Source organism: Magnetospirillum sp. ME-1 (assembly GCF_002105535.1).
GTDB lineage: Bacteria > Pseudomonadota > Alphaproteobacteria > Rhodospirillales > Magnetospirillaceae > Phaeospirillum.
Genome location: NZ_CP015848.1, coordinates 3,896,010 through 3,911,514 on the forward strand (window position 1 = coordinate 3,896,010; position 15,505 = coordinate 3,911,514).

Genomic DNA, 15,505 nt, shown 5'->3' on the forward strand with positions numbered 1-15,505 from the left:
GGGGTCTCTCTTTCATAGGCCAGTCCGCCGACAATAGGCCAGTCCGCCGACAATAGGATCGCATGGCGTCCATGTCACTTCCGGACGGCTTGCCTCGGGGCGGGGGTGGTTCTAGTATGGAACCTCTTGAATTTAATTCTGGTCAAGTGGGCCGACGGGGTTTTCATGGGGTTGGCCGCCTTGCGGGCGCCGGACGTCACAGCCGGCACGATGCCGAAGCCGCACGAGCGTGTTGCCGTGCGGATGGGGCTCCTTTTTGCCGCGCTTGCCGCTTTCGTCATCGGAATCGCCGCCCTGGCGGTCTGGGCCCTGTGGCCGGACGAGGCCGAGCGCAGCCTGGGCTGGCTGTTGGCCGGGCTGGTGCCCCTGCTGGTGGGCGTCTCTTTCGCCATCGGCATGGTGATCGGGCAGGGCATCGACCGGCGTCTGGCGGTGCCGGGCGCGCCGTCGCCGCAGGCCGCCGGCGATTGGTGGAGCGATCCTCTCGGCCTCGACGGCGCCTTCCATTCCCTGGCGCGTCGCTACGAGCAATCCCTGCGCGACGTGGAGCAGCGCGGCCGCAGTCTGGTCGCCAATGCCGAGAGGGTGGCCCAGTTGGGCTCGGCCGAGCGTGACCTGACCACCGGTATCGGGCATTGGTCGGACGAATTCCACGCCATCATCGGAGTGGCGCCGGGCGGCTGCGTTCCTGCGCCCGAGGTCTTTCTGGACGTGGTTCATCCCGGCGACCGGGCCGATGTGGCCGAAATCCTGCGCTCGGTCACCGAGGGCGGCGGCCGGCGCGAGGCGGAATTCCGCATCGTCCGCCCCGATGGCGAGGTGCGCATGCTGCGCGGCTGCGTCGAGGTGGCCTGCGATGCCGCCGGGCGGCCGGCGCGGCTGGATTCCACCATCCAGGACATCACCGAACGCAAGCGCCTCGAGAACGAGCTGGACGGCCTGATCCGGGAATTGTGGCGTTCCAACGAGGAGCTGGAGCAATTCGCCTATGTGGCGTCCCACGATCTGCGCCAGCCGCTTCGGGTGGTGGGCAGCTACGTGTCGCTGCTGGAAGAGGAGCTGATGGGCAGCCTGGGCGGCGAGTCCCTGGAATACATGGGCTTCGTTCGCGACGGCGTGCGGCGCATGGACCGGCTGATCACCGATCTTCTGGCCTATTCGCGGGTGGGACGGGTCATCGGTGATGCGCCCTTCCCGGTGGCCGAGGCGGTGGATTCCGCCCTTTCGGACCTGCAGATCGAGATCGAGGATTGCGCCGCGACGGTGGTGGTCGCCCCGGACCTGCCGGTTCTTTACGGCGATCGTGGCGAGATGGAGCGCCTGTTCCTCAACCTGATCGGCAACGCGCTGAAATACCGCCGTCCCGACCAGGCGCCCCATGTCTCGGTGGAATGCGAGGATGTGGGCGACGAATGGCTGTTCCGGGTCCGCGACAACGGCATCGGCATTCCGCAGGAATATGCCGAGCGGGTGTTCGGCATTTTCCAACGCCTGCATGCCCGCGACGAATACGAAGGCACCGGCGTCGGGCTGGCCATCGTCAAGAAGATCGTCGACCGCCATGGCGGCTCCATCCGGGTGGAGCCGTGGGAGGGCGAGGGGACGGTGATGGCCTTCAACTGGCCCAAGGCCCCCCGCCGTCCGGAGGCGGAGAGCTGATTCCACCCTTCCGGGCCTTGCGCCCGAAGGTGAATTGAGACAGGGTCTTTCTCGGTATCCAATCGTCTGGACGGTGACGTGGCTTCCAGGGACATTCACGACATCCTGCTGGTGGAGGATGATCCCGGCGATGCCGGTCTGGTCCGCATCGCCTTGCGGCGGTCGCGCCATTCCTGCCGTCTGCATCACGTCAAGGACGGCGACGAAGCCATGGGGTTTCTGCGCCGGGACGAGGTCCATTCCCAGGCGCCGCGCCCCGATCTGATCCTGCTCGACCTCAATCTGCCGGGCCGCAACGGCCACGAAATCCTCGAGGAAATCCGCGCCGATGCCGCCCTGTGCTCCATTCCCGTGGTGATTCTCTCCACCTCGGGGGCCGAGCGCGACATCAAGAAGGCCTATGCCCTGGGGGCCAGCAGCTACGTGTCCAAGCCGATGGATGTGGAGGCGTTTACCGCCGCCATCCATTCCATCGAGGATTTCTGGTTCGGCACGGCCCAGTTGCCCTCATGAGCACGCTTCCCATCCGCGTCCTGCTGCTGGAGGACGATCCCGCCGACGCCAGGCTGGTCGTCCAGATGCTGCGCCGGGTCAAGACCACCTCCTTCGAGGTCACCGTGGTCGGGCGCCTTGCCCAGGCGGTGGAGCGGCTGTCGGACCGGATATCCAGCTTCGACGTGGTTCTGGCCGATCTCGGCGTGCCGGATTCGTCGGGCATCGCCACGCTCGACGCCCTGACCCAGGCGGCGCCCAGCCTGCCGGTGGTGGTGCTGACCGGCAATGACGACGACGCCGTCGCCCTGGAATCTCTGAAGCGCGGCGCCCAGGACTATCTGGTCAAGGGATTGGGCGACGCCTTCATCCTGTCGCGGGTGGTGCGCTACGCCATCGAGCGCAAGCTGGGCGAGGAGGTCCTGCGCGAGGCCCGCGACAGCGCCGAGCAGGCGGCAAGGGCCAAGTCGGTGTTCCTGGCCATGATGGGCCACGAGATCCGCACGCCGCTCAACGGCGTGCTGGGCATGGCCCGCCTGCTGCTGGAGACCGATCTGGACCCGCGGCAGCAATCCTTCGCCGAGACGCTGGTGTCGTCGGGAGAGCTGCTGCTGGGGCTGGTCAACGATATCCTGGATTTCTCGCGCCTGGACGCCGAGGGCATGACCCTGGCCGTGGAATCCTTCGACGTGCTCGACACCGTCGAGGAGGTGCGCCTGGTGCTGGCGTCGCGCGCCGCCGAGAAGGATCTGGCGCTGTCGTGCCGCTTCGGGCCGGGAATTCGCCGCGAGGTGGCGGGCGACCGCCTGCGCCTGCGGCAGATCCTGTTCAATCTGGTGGGCAACGCCATCAAGTTCACCGATCGCGGCGGGGTGGAGATCGGCGTCGAGCCCCTGGCCGCCAAGGAAGGCCAGGTGTTGCGCTTCCTGATCAAGGATACCGGCATCGGCATCGCCCCGGAGATCGGAGCCCAATTGTTCACCGAGTTCTGGCAGGGCGACAGCGGCGCCGCCCGGCGCTTCGACGGCGCCGGTCTGGGTCTGGCCATCTGCAAGCGCCTGGTCGAACTGATGGGCGGCGTCATCGGCTATGACAGCCTGCCGGGCCAGGGCACCACCTTCCGGGTGGATCTGCCGCTGGCCCCCGCCGAGGCGCCTTTGGGTGACCGGAAAGCGGTGGAGCGACCCTGCCGGGTCCTGCTGGTGGACGATAACGAGGTCAACCGCGAGGTGGCGGCCGGACTGCTGGAGCGGCGCGGCCATCAGGTGGTGTGCGCCCGCGACGGTTACGAAGGGGTCGAGGCGGCGAAGCAGGGCGGCTTCGATCTGGTGCTGCTGGACATGCGCATGCCCGGCATGGACGGTATCGAGACGGCCCGGGCCATCCGCGCCCTGCCGGGCGATGCCGGCCGGCCGCCGCTCTACCTGCTGACCGCCAATCCGGTGAAGGAGGACGAGGCCCGCTGGCGCGAGGCGGGCATCCGCGGCTGCCTCGCCAAGCCGTTCCACTTCGACCATATCGGGCGCCTTCTGGGCGAATTGGGGGATGACCCGCCGGAACCGTCCCTCGAGCCCCGGCTGGTCGGCGTGCCCGGATTGCTGTCGGACATGGGCGACCTGGGCCGTGACCGTCTGGTGGGGCTGGTGGAACTGTTCCGCTCCTCGTCCTCGGCCGATCTGGCGGCGCTGCGCACCCATGCCCAGGCCGGTCGGCTGGCCGAGGCCGGGCAACTGGCCCACCGCATGGCCAGCGCCGCCTCCAGCCTCCATCTGGGGCCCTTGGCGGCCAAATGCCGGGCGGTGGAGGACGCGGCGCGGGCCGACGACCCCGGCACCGCCGCCCAGGCCGAGGAACTGGCCGAATTGTGGACCCGCTCGCTGGCGGCGGTGGGCCGCGTGCTCGATCTCTAGCCGAAAGGCTCAGCCGACCAGCTTGCGCACCAGATCGCCGATCTCGCCCAGCGGCAGGATCGCCTTGCACAGCCCGGTCTGGGCGGTGGCGGCCGGCATGCCGTAGACCACCGAGGTGGCCTCGTCCTGGGCGTAGAGCTGGCCGCCGGCCTCGGCCACCACCCGGCCGCCCTTGGCGCCGTCGGTGCCCATGCCGGTCAGCACCACCGCCACGGCGCGATTGCCCCAGCAGGCCGACACGCTGCGGAACATGGGGTCCACCGCCGGCTTGCAGAAATTCTCCGGTGGCGCGTCCGACAGCTTGATCAGCATGTCGCCCCCCTTGCGCTCGGCCAGCATGTGCTTGCCGCCGGGGGCGACGTAGACCCTTCCGGCGACGATCTTCTCGCCGTCCTTGCCTTCGGCGGCGGCCAGCCCGCTGGTCTGGGAGATGTGCTCGGCCAGGATGCCGGTAAAGGTCGGCGGCATGTGCTGGGTGATCAGGATGGGAAGGCGGGGCTTGGCGCCCCGCAGCTTGGCGAAGATGTCGAACAGCGCCTGCGGCCCGCCGGTGGACGAGCCGATGGCCAGGACCTCCGCCGGCCCGGATGGCGGAGCGGAAGCGGGCCGGGGCGGCGGGGCGGCGGCCGGGCGAGGGGCAGGCGATGGGGGCGCCGCCTGGGCGGGGCGCAGCCTGCGCGCCGCCAGACTCTTGATCTTGTCGGTCAGTTCGCGCTTGAACCCGCCCGCTCCCGACATTTCCGAACTGGCCGAGGGCTTGGGGATGTAGTCGGCGGCGCCGGCCCGCAGCGCCTGGAAGGTGACGCTGGCGCCGCGCTGGGTCAGCGAGGACAGCATGATCACCCGCACGCCGGGCACCGCCTTCAGGATGCCGGGCAACGCGGTCAGCCCGTCCATCACCGGCATTTCGATGTCGAGGATGACCACATCGACCGGCGTGCGGGCCAGGGCGGCGATGGCCTGCTCGCCGTTGGAGGCCTGGGCCGCCACCGTGATGGCCGGGTCCTCGGCCAGGATGCGGGCCACCAAGCCGCGAACGATGGCGGAATCATCGACCAGCATGACCTTGACGGCAGCGCCGGCGGAAGGCGTGGAAGACCCGGAAAGCATGCTGAACCCTTAGATGCACAATTCACTCATGTTCGATGGTAACGCCCCCTTCGCACACTTGTCCATGCGGGGGGCGGCAGGGGCGCCATGCGTCGCTGCACCTTGAGTTTATGCCCAAGGTATGTAAGTATCCGGCCTTATGATGATCGAGTGGAGCTCACGATACGAGACGGGCATCGCCGAGGTGGATGAAGACCACCGCCGGCTGGTGGACCTGATCAACGACCTGGATGCCATGCTCGACGGCAGCGGCGACCTGGGGCGGGTCGGCATGATCATCGACGCCCTGGTCGATTACACCGATTACCACTTCACCCGCGAAGAGAGGCTGATGGCCGCTTCGGGCTATGCCGAGGTGGACGAGCATGCCCTGAGCCACGCCCAGTTCGGCCAATTCCTGGGCGAACTGGTGGGGGGATGCATGCTCGAGCCCAGCCGGGACTCTGCGGTGCGGGTGAATGACTATCTGCGGGAATGGCTGCTGGACCATATCCTGGTTGAAGACATGAAATTCGTCCCCGTCGTCAAGACGGCGACCTGAACCCCAGCATCAGACCTTCGCGAAGAAGGCGTATCGCAGACTGTCGCGGATGAAGAAATCGCATCCGCGACTTTCTTTTTTGTCGGTGAAGATGTCGCCGATGGTGCAGTCCCATCCGCTCCAGTAGGTGCAGTCCCGGCATTCGCGCCGCTTGGCTTTTTCGCCCGCCACCATGCCTCTCCGTGTCCATTGGCGCGGCGGAGAATAACGGCGGACCGCGACGGTTCCATGACGGGGCCGTGACCGTTTCGGGTCGTGATATCGCAAGGATTACGCCGGGGCGGTACCGGAGGCGGCCGCCACCACCATCGTTTGCCGGGGGTGAGCGCCGCTCGTCGGCGGGTGAGCAGGTTGCGTCCGAAATACCGCTTGTCAGGTGGTAGCGTCGCAAGGCGTCACCAGTCCAAGCGAGGCCCGCCATGCAGTCCAACGCCCCTTGCCTTCCCCGCTGGTTCGAGGATTTCGAGCCCGGCCAGGTCTTCGCCACCGCCGCGGCGACGGTCAGCGAAAGCCAGATCCTCGACTTCGCCCAGCGTTTCGACCCGCAATTCTTTCATCTGGATGTTCCCCGGGCAAAGGACTCGCCCTATGGCGGACTGATCGCCAGCGGCTTTCACACCCTGGCGCTGAGTTTCCGGCTGTTCATCGATACCGGCATCAACCGCCAGAGCGGCCTGGGCGGTCCCGGGATCGACGGATTGCGCTGGCTGAAGCCGGTCCGGCCGGGCGATACCCTGTCTTGCCTGATCGAGACGCTGGAGGCCCGTCCCTCGTCCAAGCATGCCGATCGCGGCGTCGTGGTCTGGGGGTTCCATGTCTTCAATCAGGAGGGCAAGGAGGTGATGACCTATCGGATACCAGGCATGGTGGCCCGCCGCCCGGCCTGACGCCTTCGGCGAGGGGGCTTGACGCGGCGGACGGCAAGGGGCCCTAATTCCGGCCGGTCCCTCCGGCCCGAGAGGCAAGCGTGCAGCCCTCCATGGTTACTCCCGACTTTCATCAGACCCTGCTGGCCACCATGGCTGAGGGGGTTGTGGTTCAGGATGCCCGGCGCAGCATCATCTTCGCCAACGCCGCCGCCTCCCGGATTCTCGGCCAGAGCCTGGAGGAGCTGATCGGCACCACCTGCGACGTGGAGGATTGGGACGCCACCCGTTTCGACGGTCCCTCGCTCAGCAATGCCGATCATCCCGCCGCCCTGGCCCTGGCCACGGGCCAGCCGGCCGGTCCCATGGTCATGGGAATTCGCCGGGGAAACGAGCGTGTCTGGCTCCGGCTGCAGGCAATGCCCATCGTCATCGAACAGGGCCTGCCCCGGGCCGTGCTCGTCACCTTCACCGAAATCTCCGACCTGATCGAATCCAAGGCGCGTCTGCGCGACGCCCTGGGACGGCTCGAACAGGCCCACGCCGCCAAGCAGTCCCTGACCGAACGGTTGGCGGAGTTCCTCGGCCGCCAGCTGGACGTGTCGCTGGAAACCCTGGCCGAAAGCGAGCAACGCTTCCGCCTGGCCATGGAGCTGGGCACCTCGGTGGCCTTCACCCTGGATCTGGACCTGCGCTATACCTGGGCCCATTCCTGCCAGGTCGGATTCGCCGATGCCGAACTGATCGGCAAGACCGAGTACGATCTCTTCAGCCGCGACACCGCGGACATGCTGTGCGCCATCTATCGCGGGGTGATCGAGACGGGCGTGCCGGTTCGCCAGGACGTCCAGGTCCAAAGCCTGGCCATGAGCCGGCTGCAATATTTCGACCTGATCGTCCGTCGTCTTTATGACGCCCGGGGCGAGACCGTCGGCCTGATCTGCGCCGCCATCGACATCACCGAGCGCAAGCAGACCGAACTGGAGCTGCGCCAGGCCAAGGAGGCGGCCGAGCGCGCCTCGGCCTCCAAGTCGCGCTTCCTGGCCGCCGCCAGCCACGATCTCAGCCAACCCATGCAGGCGCTGCAGATGTATTGCGCCATTCTGGCCGAGCGCCAGCCCGAACCCGGGGTGAAGGCCAAGCAATGCGCCAACCAGCTGTCGCGCCAGCTCAAGGCGCTGCTCAGCATGTCGCGCCTGGACGCCGGCGGCATGACGGTGACCCGGACCCGCGTCCCGCTGGGCGAGCTGCTCGATCAGGTGGCCGCCGCCAGCCGCCCCACCGCCGAGGCCAAGGGCTTGCGCCTGCGGGTGGTCAAGACCGCCCTGGTCTGCGAGACCGATGCCACCTTGATGGAGCGCCTTCTCGGCAATCTGGTGTCCAATGCCGTCCGCTATACCGAGCGGGGCGGGGTGGTCGTCGGCTGCCGCCGTCACCGGGGGCGCATCCGCATCGAAGTCTGGGACAGCGGCATCGGCATCGCCAAGGAAAACCTGCCGTTCATCTTCGAAGAGCTCTACCAGTTGAACAACCCGACCCGGCGCGCCGATCAAGGATTGGGCCTGGGGCTGGCCATTGTCGAAAGAATCGCCCGAATCCTGGGGATTTCCATTTCGGTTCGCTCGGTCTTTGGGCGCGGTTCGGTCTTTGCCGTGGACTTGCCCTGTTCATATGACGTTTGACCTCGGGGCGGGAGTGGATATTATGCCGGCCCGGGGAGGCGGTGCGCATTGGATGTGCCCGCCGGGGTTTTACCGGCTGGAGGTCTATTACGATGAGGCGTCGTCTGCTTTCCGTGGCGACCGCCATGGCGGTTTCGATGGTGTCGGCCTGTGCGACGCTTCCGGAGGATCCCGAGGATCGCGCCGAGGCCCTGGCCGTCAACGACCCGCTGGAACCCACCAACCGGGCCATCTACGACGTCAACGTCTTCCTCGACAGCAATGTGGCCGAGCCCATCGCCGAGGCCTATCGGGACGTGGCCCCGGTCTGGTTCCGGCAGGCCATCCATAACCTGCTGGCCAACCTGCAGGAGCCCTATACCGCCGGCAACGACCTGCTGCAGGGCAATCCCGGAGCCGCCGCCGATGCCCTGGGCCGCTTCATGATCAATTCCACCTTCGGCCTCCTGGGCACCCAGGACGTGGTCGCCGAGAGCGGCGGGGCCAAGCGCCACAAGACCGATCTGGGCGTGACCTTCGCCGTATGGGGGGCCGAGGAGGGCCCCTATCTCATGCTGCCGTTCTTCGGCCCGTCCAACCTGCGCGATGGCGCCGGGCGCGCCGCCGATTTCTTCGTCGAACCCACCGGGCAGGTGTTCGCCGCCCAGGGGCTGGGGATGATCAACAACGTCACCATGGGCGCGGATATCGTCGATACCAGGGCCGAGCACCTGGATACCATGAAGGAAATCCGGCGGACCTCCATCGACGAGTACGCCGCCATCCGCAGCCTGTATCGCCAGTTCCGCAACGCCTCCGTCCAGGCCTCGCTCAACGGCCAGAAGGACAGCCGCGCGCCGCAGCCGGGCCAGCCGGCCAACGGTGCCGCCGCCGCCGTTCCGGCCGCAGCCGGGCCGTCTTCCGCCCCCGCCGCCGCCGCTCCGCCCAAGGCGGCCGAGGGTCAAGGCACCGCCACGCCCAAGGACAGCGAGGCGAAGCCCAGCGCCGTCGAATTCGTCGAGCCCGGAAAATAAGATCGGTCAGCCGGACGGAAAGCCAAAAGGGGCGGCCCCACGGGACCGCCCCTTTCTTGCATTCTGGTGCCGGTTACAGGGTTCGAACCCGTGACCCCCTGATTACAAATGGCGCAGTATTCGTTGTAGTTGAGTATAGTATTGACCTAGTAGCGCTGGCCGTATTGCGGCTTTGCTGGCAAAATTGCCAAATAAGTTTGTAGGGTGTGTAGGTGCTGTTGTAGCTACCGCCCCTACTATACCACTACTAAGCACGGGGCGCGCCATGTCAGTTACCAGACTTACGAAAAGCACTGTCGATGCTATTCCGTTTAGTGCTTCTGGACAAGCCATTTATAAAGACAGCCAACTTAAGGGATTTGGCCTCAAGGTCGGGATCGGCACCAAGACCTACATCGCCGAGGGTTCGCCCAACGGTCGCTCGCGGCTGGTGACCATCGGGCGCCACGGGGTCATCACCACCGAGCAGGCCCGCAAGAAGGCCAGCCCATTGCGGGAGGGCATCGACCCCAACAAGGTCAAGAAGCAGGCCCGCGCCAAGCAACTGACCCTGGCCGAGGCTGCCGAGATATACCTCGACGCTCCGAAGGTCCGGGCTCCCGCCACCCTGGCCGAATATCGGGCGACCCTGCAACGGTACTTCCGGGACTGGCTCGCCCGCCCGCTGTCGGAGATCACCCGCAAGGACTGCTACGGCCGTCACCGCAAGATCGGCAAGGAGCGGGGCACCTACGCGGCCAACGGCGCCATGCGGATGATCCGCGCCACCTACAACCGGGCTCTCAAGCAGTTCGAAGACCTGCCGCCCGTGAATCCGGTCATTGCCGTGGATTGGTACCCGGAGGAGGCGCGGGACGCCGCCATCGCCGCCGAGGATTTGGCCGAATGGTACCAGGGCATCCACCGCCTGCCCAATCCGATCCGCACGGACTACTACCTGTTCGTGCTGCTGTCCGGTCTGCGCCGCCGGTCGGCGGCCGTCATGCGGTGGGAGCATGTGGACCTTCGGGCCGGAACCTTGTTCATCCCCGAGCCCAAGGGCGGCAAGAAGCGCGCCTTCAGTCTGCCGTTGTCGGACATGATGGTGGATGTGCTGGCAAAGCGCAGGGAACAAAACGTGATCTTTTATGGTGCCGATAACCCGTGGGGCTGGCCTGCGGCGTCTCGCCCCGGTCACATGGTCGAGCCCAAGCTCAGCGACAACGATGAGAAGCTGGTCAAGGTGCCGTTCACCATCTGCATCACTGTGACCGGCCGGAAGCCTGACCTGCATGTGAAAGCCGTCGTGGAGATCATGGCTGGCTTCTGGAAGTCGGCAACCGGCAGCGACATTACCCAGGCATTCGATAAACATAATGAGCCAACATCACCGGCGGCCCACTTCATCTGTGGCGTTATGGAGTATTGCGCAGGGGAAAGTGTCCGCTATTTGCGCTCCAGCATCGAAACTCAGATGAAGAAGTACATCGCTGCCTTGCCGGAGGACGTAAAACGTTCGGCACGGGAGGCCAGAGCCGCCAAGAACCAGGAAAAGCGTGACGCGGGGAAGGCTAAGAAAAAGGCCTTGCGCGATGCTGAGAGGGCAGGGCTTAAGGGATTGGCAACACCCTGCTGATCCGGGACGGCCCGACCCACCCAGGTCGGGCCGTTGTCGTTTCCGCCCAGGCCCATGGCCCGGTGCCCTGGGGGCACGTGGCAAGCAGCCTTAAACGGGGCCGTCGAGAGTCACCGGGCGGCCCGCACAGGCCCGGTGGCGGTGCGGTGGCCGGCGTGGTGTTGGGGGAGGTCGGAGGGGCTTGGAAAGGCTGATGTGGGAACCGTCTGCAAAGAGGTCACCTGTGCTGGTCTTTTCCATAGACACTGGTGAAGGTGACATTCAGTCCCCCGCATCTACTATTGTCGGCGGCAATCAGCCATTCACCGACGAGGCTGAGGTTGATCTTGCAGGCACCATCCTCAATGCGAATCTGATTGCCGAGCGGCATCGCAGTTCCTTCAACGCTGCCGGTATGCGGGGCCGGGCCGTCGCCCCAATGGGCGGTGCCATAGACCGCAACAGTTCCTGACTTCGGACCCAACCCGATATGGAGGCGGCTCCGATCGTTCGCCCAATTTCCCAGCCAAGCATCCAGGTCTGGGTGAGGGTTTGGCGTAACGATGTTCAGTTGTTTCTTTGGCAGCCAGCCGATGACCGGAGCCTTGCCGACATCCTTGAAATAGACGCAGACCCAGTCGTCGTTTGTTTGGTTCGTGAGGAGGCGATCGCCAGGAACCAAATAGGTGTCACGGCGACAGCCTTCCGCAGGGCACATCTCTCCGCGATCATGGAAGTATATGCGGGACGACTCTTTGCCAATTACGGTCGCCGAGCGGAACTGATCACCTGGGCTTGCCTCGAAAAAGTACGACTCGCAACGTTGTTCGGCCAGTGCCAAGTTGGAAAAACCGCCAATCATCAAGAGAGCGGTCGCGAACCGAGTTAGATCGATCATTTTGCGCCTCAATGGCTGGGTAAAATAGGGTATCTCACAAGAAGGGTGCTGCGCCCGATACGGGCATTGCGGCGCGAATAAGATCCCTGTTCATTGCCGAAATCCTCTGGCGCGGTTGAGCCACCCATTCAAGAAGCGAGCTTGGCTCGGGTCCTGCTGCACCAATCTCCTGTAATAAGCCTCGCGCTGGTCAACGATCGCATTGTTGATTGCCTTCAATTGTTCGGGCGTTGCGTTGTTTAAGGCCGCGATGGTTTTGTCGCCAATCACGCCATCGGTTTCGAGATTTGCTCCTGGAATTGTGCTGTTAATGGCATTTTGCACCATCTTTCCGGCTGCACCAGGTGAATGATTGACGCCCAGGTCAAATACCTGGTGGGCAATATTATCATCCAGAATGTTTCCAATTCGGCGTTCGTCATAGTACTCTTTTTTGTAAATCGCCTTTGCTTGTTCTTGGGTAAGGTCCTTGACCTCGATTGCGCGTCCTCCTTCCCCGAGGCCGCCGTTTTTCTTCTGGTAGGAATCCAAGGTGGCTTTTGTGATTCCATAATTAGTCTCGCCACCACGGTCAATCGGGTCGTTTGAATAGCCACCTTCTCTATTGAGTGTGGCTTCGCTTAATCCATCATTTATGGTTCCGGTATTGGCCTGGGCCACTTGAGTGAGGGGGTGGCCGGTCTGCCGCTCCACATTGTCCCGCCAAGTGCCGAGCAGTTCCGATTCCGAATAGGAGCGCCCTTGAGGAGTGGGTCGGGGCTGCATCAGCCCTTCCTGCTCCATGCGGGTGCGGAACGGATCGGCGGAGGCGGAATTGCGGTTGCGCAGTTCCTGCGTCACCGCCTCGATCTCGGCGCTGGTGCCGTGGGGATCGGACTGGGCCTGGGTGGCGTAGTGTTGCGCCACGCCGTCGAAATTGCCGCGCCCGTCCACGGTGTCGGCCATGCTGCGCGCCTGCCACCAGTCGGCCTGGGGGGCTTGTGCCGCCTGGGCCGCCTTGGCGGCGCGCAACTGCTCGCCCTGCTCCCACACCTTGTCGGGAATCTTGGGGAACTTGAATTCGGGATCGGGGGTCAGGGGATCGTCGCCGCCACTCAGCCGCTCCAGCAGGCTTCCCCGCTGAGCCTGGGGCTGCGGCCGGAATGCCCGCGTATCTGTGGTGCCGAAGTCCGAGTGAAGCGCTCCGCCGTCAGCAGCCTCCATGCCGCCGAACAGATTCTTCGGGGCGGCCACGTCCCGGCCGCTGCCGATGCTGGACGGAGCGTCGGCGATGCCCGAGGCCAGCGACAGGGGCTGATCGCCGCCCTGGAGCTTGGCCAGATCGCCCAAGGGCTGCCAGGACGGTGCGGCCATTCCAAGGTCGGTGCCGAAGCCCGAGCCGATATCGTCGAGCAGATTGGTGGTGAACGTGGGCGTGGGGGCCAGATTGGTCGCCGCCTCGCCCAACCCGTCCAGCAGGTTGCCGGACGAGGTGGCCGCGCTACCGGCATTGGCCGCCGCGTTGCCCAGTCCGTCCAATAGGCCGGGGACGATTTCCGATGCTGAACTCGCCGCCGCCGCGCCCGACCCGACAGAGGCCCCGGCGTCGAGCGCCGAGGTCAGCCCGGCCCCCATTTGTTCCAGCAGCCCCGCGCCACCGGAGGTGCCTGCCGCCAGACCAGCGCCTTCCGCGCCGGCCAATGATAGTTCCGCGAAGCCTCCCACGGCATGACTCCTTTGCGTTGGGGGGGGGCTCGTAACACCATAAGGATTGCTGCGGAACGAATCAAGAATATTATGCTTATATTCCTTAATATTCCCAGTTTTCGGATGCTGATATGACAAAATACCGCGAAGCCGCGCGCCCTGCGGCGATGGGCCATGAGGAAAGGCGGGATGCGATGCCGGTGGCGCAGGGGCGGTAGGGCTGCGACCAACCGCCTATTACAGCCCTATTAAGCCCAAACCCCACCATCAGGGGGGGCGGGGGCTTGCTGGCTAACAGACGGCATTGCGCAATATAAGGTAGTGTTCCCGAGGAGACCCGACCGTCTCCACCAAGCCCGCAATCCCCGCCTGGGCATCCCGTGCAGGCTCGCAAATAGCCCCAAACCACCCCCCAGCCCCACTTGCCCTACTTTTACCCTACTAACGCAAAAAGCCAGCCCGTTGCCGTGGCTGACTTTTATCTAATGAATTGTATAATAAGGTAAATTTTGGTGCCGGTTGCAGGGTTCGAACCCGCGACCCCCTGATTACAAATTTGAAGTTTGATCACGACGTCATCCGCAATAAGCCACAATAGACCGCTAAAACCCAGGAAAGTTAGGCGTGGCATCCGACACTCGCCGCCATTGCCCCGCCCTATTATGGTTGCTAGAATGGCATATTAGCAACCAAGTGCGGGGAAGCAGTCATGCCGACCAATTCACGCAAGGCCGAAGTCACGGTGAGCGTTGTCGATGCAATGCGCCCCGGTTCGCTGGTTTGGGACACAAAGGTTGCGGGCTTCGCCATTCGGTGCCAGACAAGGGCCAAGGTCTATGTCCTCAAGTACCGGGTCGGCGGGCGCCAACGGTGGTTCACCATAGGCAAGCATGGCTCGCCCTGGACGCCTGAGACTGCGCGGAAGGAAGCCCGGAAGCTGCTGGGGCTGGTTGCCGACGATAAAGATCCGGCGCAAACCAAGGAGGCCAGTAAGACCGCCATGCTGATGGCCGATGCCGCCAGCAAATTTCTAGAGGAACATGCCGAGGCGAAGCGCAAGGCCAGGACCGCTGAGGGCTACCGCGACATTCTTAATCGGATTGTGGTCCCAGCCATCGGTTCGCTTCGGGTGAAGGATGTTCAGCGGGCAGACATTGCGAAGCTGCACCATTCATTGCGGGCCACACCGTATCAGGCCAATCGAGTTTTGGCGGTCCTGTCCAAGCTGTTCAATCTGGCGGAAACCTGGGGCGAGCGGACAGATGGCACCAACCCATGTCGCCATATCGAGAAGTTTAAGGAGTCCAAGCGGGAGCGGTTCCTGTCTGCCGATGAATTGGCTGCGTTGGGGGAAGTGCTGGCCGCCTATAAGGGCTCGCCCTATGTGGCCGCCTCAATCAAATTGCTGGTGTTTACCGGGGCGCGGCTACAGGAAATTCTCACTTTGCGTTGGGAATGGATCGACTTCGCCAAGAACGAGGTGCGCTTGCCGGATTCCAAGACGGGCGCGAAGACCCTGCACCTTCCCCCGCCAGCGATGGCGGTCCTTGCGGATTTGCCCCAGATCGACGGAAACCCGTTCGTCATTGTTGGCGGCAAAGATGGCGCTTGCCTTGTGAACCTTGAAAAGCCGTGGCGTGTCATTCGGCAGGCCGCAACCGTCCGCCTTTGGCGTGACCACGAAAAAATGGGGCCGCTTGTCCAGGGGTTGGCCGAGAAGCATGAGCGGGCGTCGACCTATGCGGAATGCCAGAAAGCGGCGGAGGATGCTGGAATTGAATTGCCGGGCGGAATGGATGATGTGCGCATCCACGATTTGCGCCATGCCTTCGCGTCCGTTGCGGCCTCCGCTGGTCTGGGGCTTCCTATTATCGGCAAGATGCTGGGGCATTCACAACCCCAAACAACCGCCCGCTATGCGCACCTTGCCGCCGATCCGGTGAAGGCCGCACAAGCGGCGGTTGCGGGAGCCATTGCCGCCGCCATGAGCAGAAATCCTGCAGCCGAGGTGGTGCAGCTTCCTCAGCGGAAGGCATGAGTGTCCCCGTGGCCCC

Annotated in this window: 13 protein-coding genes; 9 read left to right on the top strand and 4 right to left on the bottom strand. The window is 64.7% G+C overall.

Features of this window, described 5'->3' with window-relative positions:
- The first annotated feature begins 243 nt into the window (after positions 1-243).
- The 3 genes from WV31_RS18225 (at position 244) to WV31_RS18235 (ending at position 4,061) form a co-directional block, all read left to right on the top strand.
- Entirely contained in the window at positions 244-1,659 is a 1,416-nt protein-coding gene (locus tag WV31_RS18225; RefSeq protein WP_237051369.1) for a sensor histidine kinase, read from the top strand.
- A gap of 78 nt (positions 1,660-1,737) precedes the next feature.
- Positions 1,738-2,172: a response regulator gene (locus tag WV31_RS18230; RefSeq protein WP_085374899.1), complete on the top strand. Its 435-nt coding sequence runs from the start codon at positions 1,738-1,740 to the stop codon at positions 2,170-2,172.
- Complete coding sequence (locus WV31_RS18235; RefSeq protein WP_085374900.1) at positions 2,169-4,061, top strand: hybrid sensor histidine kinase/response regulator; 1,893 nt, start codon at positions 2,169-2,171, stop codon at positions 4,059-4,061. The genes WV31_RS18230 and WV31_RS18235 overlap by 4 nt, the downstream gene beginning before the upstream one ends.
- Positions 4,062-4,070: 9 nt before the next feature.
- Here the strand turns inward: WV31_RS18235 and WV31_RS18240 are convergent, their stop codons facing one another.
- Positions 4,071-5,171: a protein-glutamate methylesterase/protein-glutamine glutaminase gene (locus tag WV31_RS18240; protein ID WP_237051370.1), complete on the bottom strand. Its 1,101-nt coding sequence runs from the start codon at positions 5,169-5,171 to the stop codon at positions 4,071-4,073.
- A gap of 139 nt (positions 5,172-5,310) precedes the next feature.
- Between WV31_RS18240 and WV31_RS18245 the strand changes: the two genes are divergently transcribed.
- Positions 5,311-5,712, top strand: coding sequence for a bacteriohemerythrin (locus WV31_RS18245; RefSeq protein ID WP_085374901.1), 402 nt, complete (start codon positions 5,311-5,313; stop codon positions 5,710-5,712).
- Between the two features lie 9 nt (positions 5,713-5,721).
- Here the strand turns inward: WV31_RS18245 and WV31_RS22210 are convergent, their stop codons facing one another.
- The gene (locus WV31_RS22210; protein WP_168185986.1) at positions 5,722-5,886 is read right to left on the bottom strand and encodes a hypothetical protein; all 165 of its coding nucleotides are present in this window, start codon (positions 5,884-5,886) and stop codon (positions 5,722-5,724) included.
- A 245-nt stretch (positions 5,887-6,131) separates the two neighbouring features.
- On the opposite strand from WV31_RS22210, the gene WV31_RS18250 reads away from it, so the two are divergent.
- The 4 genes from WV31_RS18250 to WV31_RS18265 all read left to right on the top strand — a co-directional run bounded on the left by WV31_RS18250 (position 6,132) and on the right by WV31_RS18265 (position 10,888).
- A complete protein-coding gene (locus WV31_RS18250) occupies positions 6,132-6,599 on the top strand; it encodes a MaoC family dehydratase (protein WP_085374902.1) in 468 nt (155 codons plus the stop codon).
- A gap of 92 nt (positions 6,600-6,691) precedes the next feature.
- On the top strand, positions 6,692-8,260 hold the full coding sequence (locus tag WV31_RS18255) for a PAS domain-containing sensor histidine kinase (protein WP_237051371.1): 1,569 nt from the start codon (positions 6,692-6,694) through the stop codon (positions 8,258-8,260).
- Positions 8,261-8,352: 92 nt separating this feature from the next.
- Positions 8,353-9,273 (top strand): MlaA family lipoprotein, encoded by a 921-nt coding sequence (locus WV31_RS18260; RefSeq protein WP_085374904.1) that lies wholly within the window; start codon positions 8,353-8,355, stop codon positions 9,271-9,273.
- Between the two features lie 265 nt (positions 9,274-9,538).
- Positions 9,539-10,888, top strand: a complete 1,350-nt coding sequence (locus tag WV31_RS18265; RefSeq protein WP_085374905.1) for a tyrosine-type recombinase/integrase — start codon at positions 9,539-9,541, stop codon at positions 10,886-10,888.
- 217 nt (positions 10,889-11,105) lie between these two features.
- On the opposite strand, the gene WV31_RS18270 is transcribed toward WV31_RS18265, so the two are convergent.
- Both WV31_RS18270 and WV31_RS18275 read right to left on the bottom strand, forming a co-directional pair.
- The gene (locus WV31_RS18270; RefSeq protein ID WP_085374906.1) at positions 11,106-11,765 is read right to left on the bottom strand and encodes a hypothetical protein; all 660 of its coding nucleotides are present in this window, start codon (positions 11,763-11,765) and stop codon (positions 11,106-11,108) included.
- Positions 11,766-11,855: 90 nt separating this feature from the next.
- A complete protein-coding gene (locus tag WV31_RS18275) occupies positions 11,856-13,469 on the bottom strand; it encodes a glycoside hydrolase family 108 protein (protein WP_145980905.1) in 1,614 nt (537 codons plus the stop codon).
- A gap of 691 nt (positions 13,470-14,160) precedes the next feature.
- Here WV31_RS18275 and WV31_RS18280 point away from each other — a divergent pair.
- The gene (locus tag WV31_RS18280; RefSeq protein WP_085374908.1) at positions 14,161-15,489 is read left to right on the top strand and encodes a tyrosine-type recombinase/integrase; all 1,329 of its coding nucleotides are present in this window, start codon (positions 14,161-14,163) and stop codon (positions 15,487-15,489) included.
- The last annotated feature ends 16 nt before the right edge of the window (positions 15,490-15,505 follow it).

Coding starts and splice junctions, on each gene's coding strand:
- WV31_RS18225 (WP_237051369.1), top strand. CDS start 244: ATGGGGCTCCTTTTTGCCGCGCTTGCCGCTTTCGTCATCGGAATCGCC.
- WV31_RS18235 (WP_085374900.1), top strand. CDS start 2,169: ATGAGCACGCTTCCCATCCGCGTCCTGCTGCTGGAGGACGATCCCGCC.
- WV31_RS18240 (WP_237051370.1), bottom strand. CDS start 5,171: ATGCTTTCCGGGTCTTCCACGCCTTCCGCCGGCGCTGCCGTCAAGGTC.
- WV31_RS18245 (WP_085374901.1), top strand. CDS start 5,311: ATGATGATCGAGTGGAGCTCACGATACGAGACGGGCATCGCCGAGGTG.
- WV31_RS22210 (WP_168185986.1), bottom strand. CDS start 5,886: ATGGTGGCGGGCGAAAAAGCCAAGCGGCGCGAATGCCGGGACTGCACC.
- WV31_RS18250 (WP_085374902.1), top strand. CDS start 6,132: ATGCAGTCCAACGCCCCTTGCCTTCCCCGCTGGTTCGAGGATTTCGAG.
- WV31_RS18255 (WP_237051371.1), top strand. CDS start 6,692: ATGGTTACTCCCGACTTTCATCAGACCCTGCTGGCCACCATGGCTGAG.
- WV31_RS18260 (WP_085374904.1), top strand. CDS start 8,353: ATGAGGCGTCGTCTGCTTTCCGTGGCGACCGCCATGGCGGTTTCGATG.
- WV31_RS18265 (WP_085374905.1), top strand. CDS start 9,539: ATGTCAGTTACCAGACTTACGAAAAGCACTGTCGATGCTATTCCGTTT.
- WV31_RS18270 (WP_085374906.1), bottom strand. CDS start 11,765: ATGATCGATCTAACTCGGTTCGCGACCGCTCTCTTGATGATTGGCGGT.
- WV31_RS18280 (WP_085374908.1), top strand. CDS start 14,161: ATGCCGACCAATTCACGCAAGGCCGAAGTCACGGTGAGCGTTGTCGAT.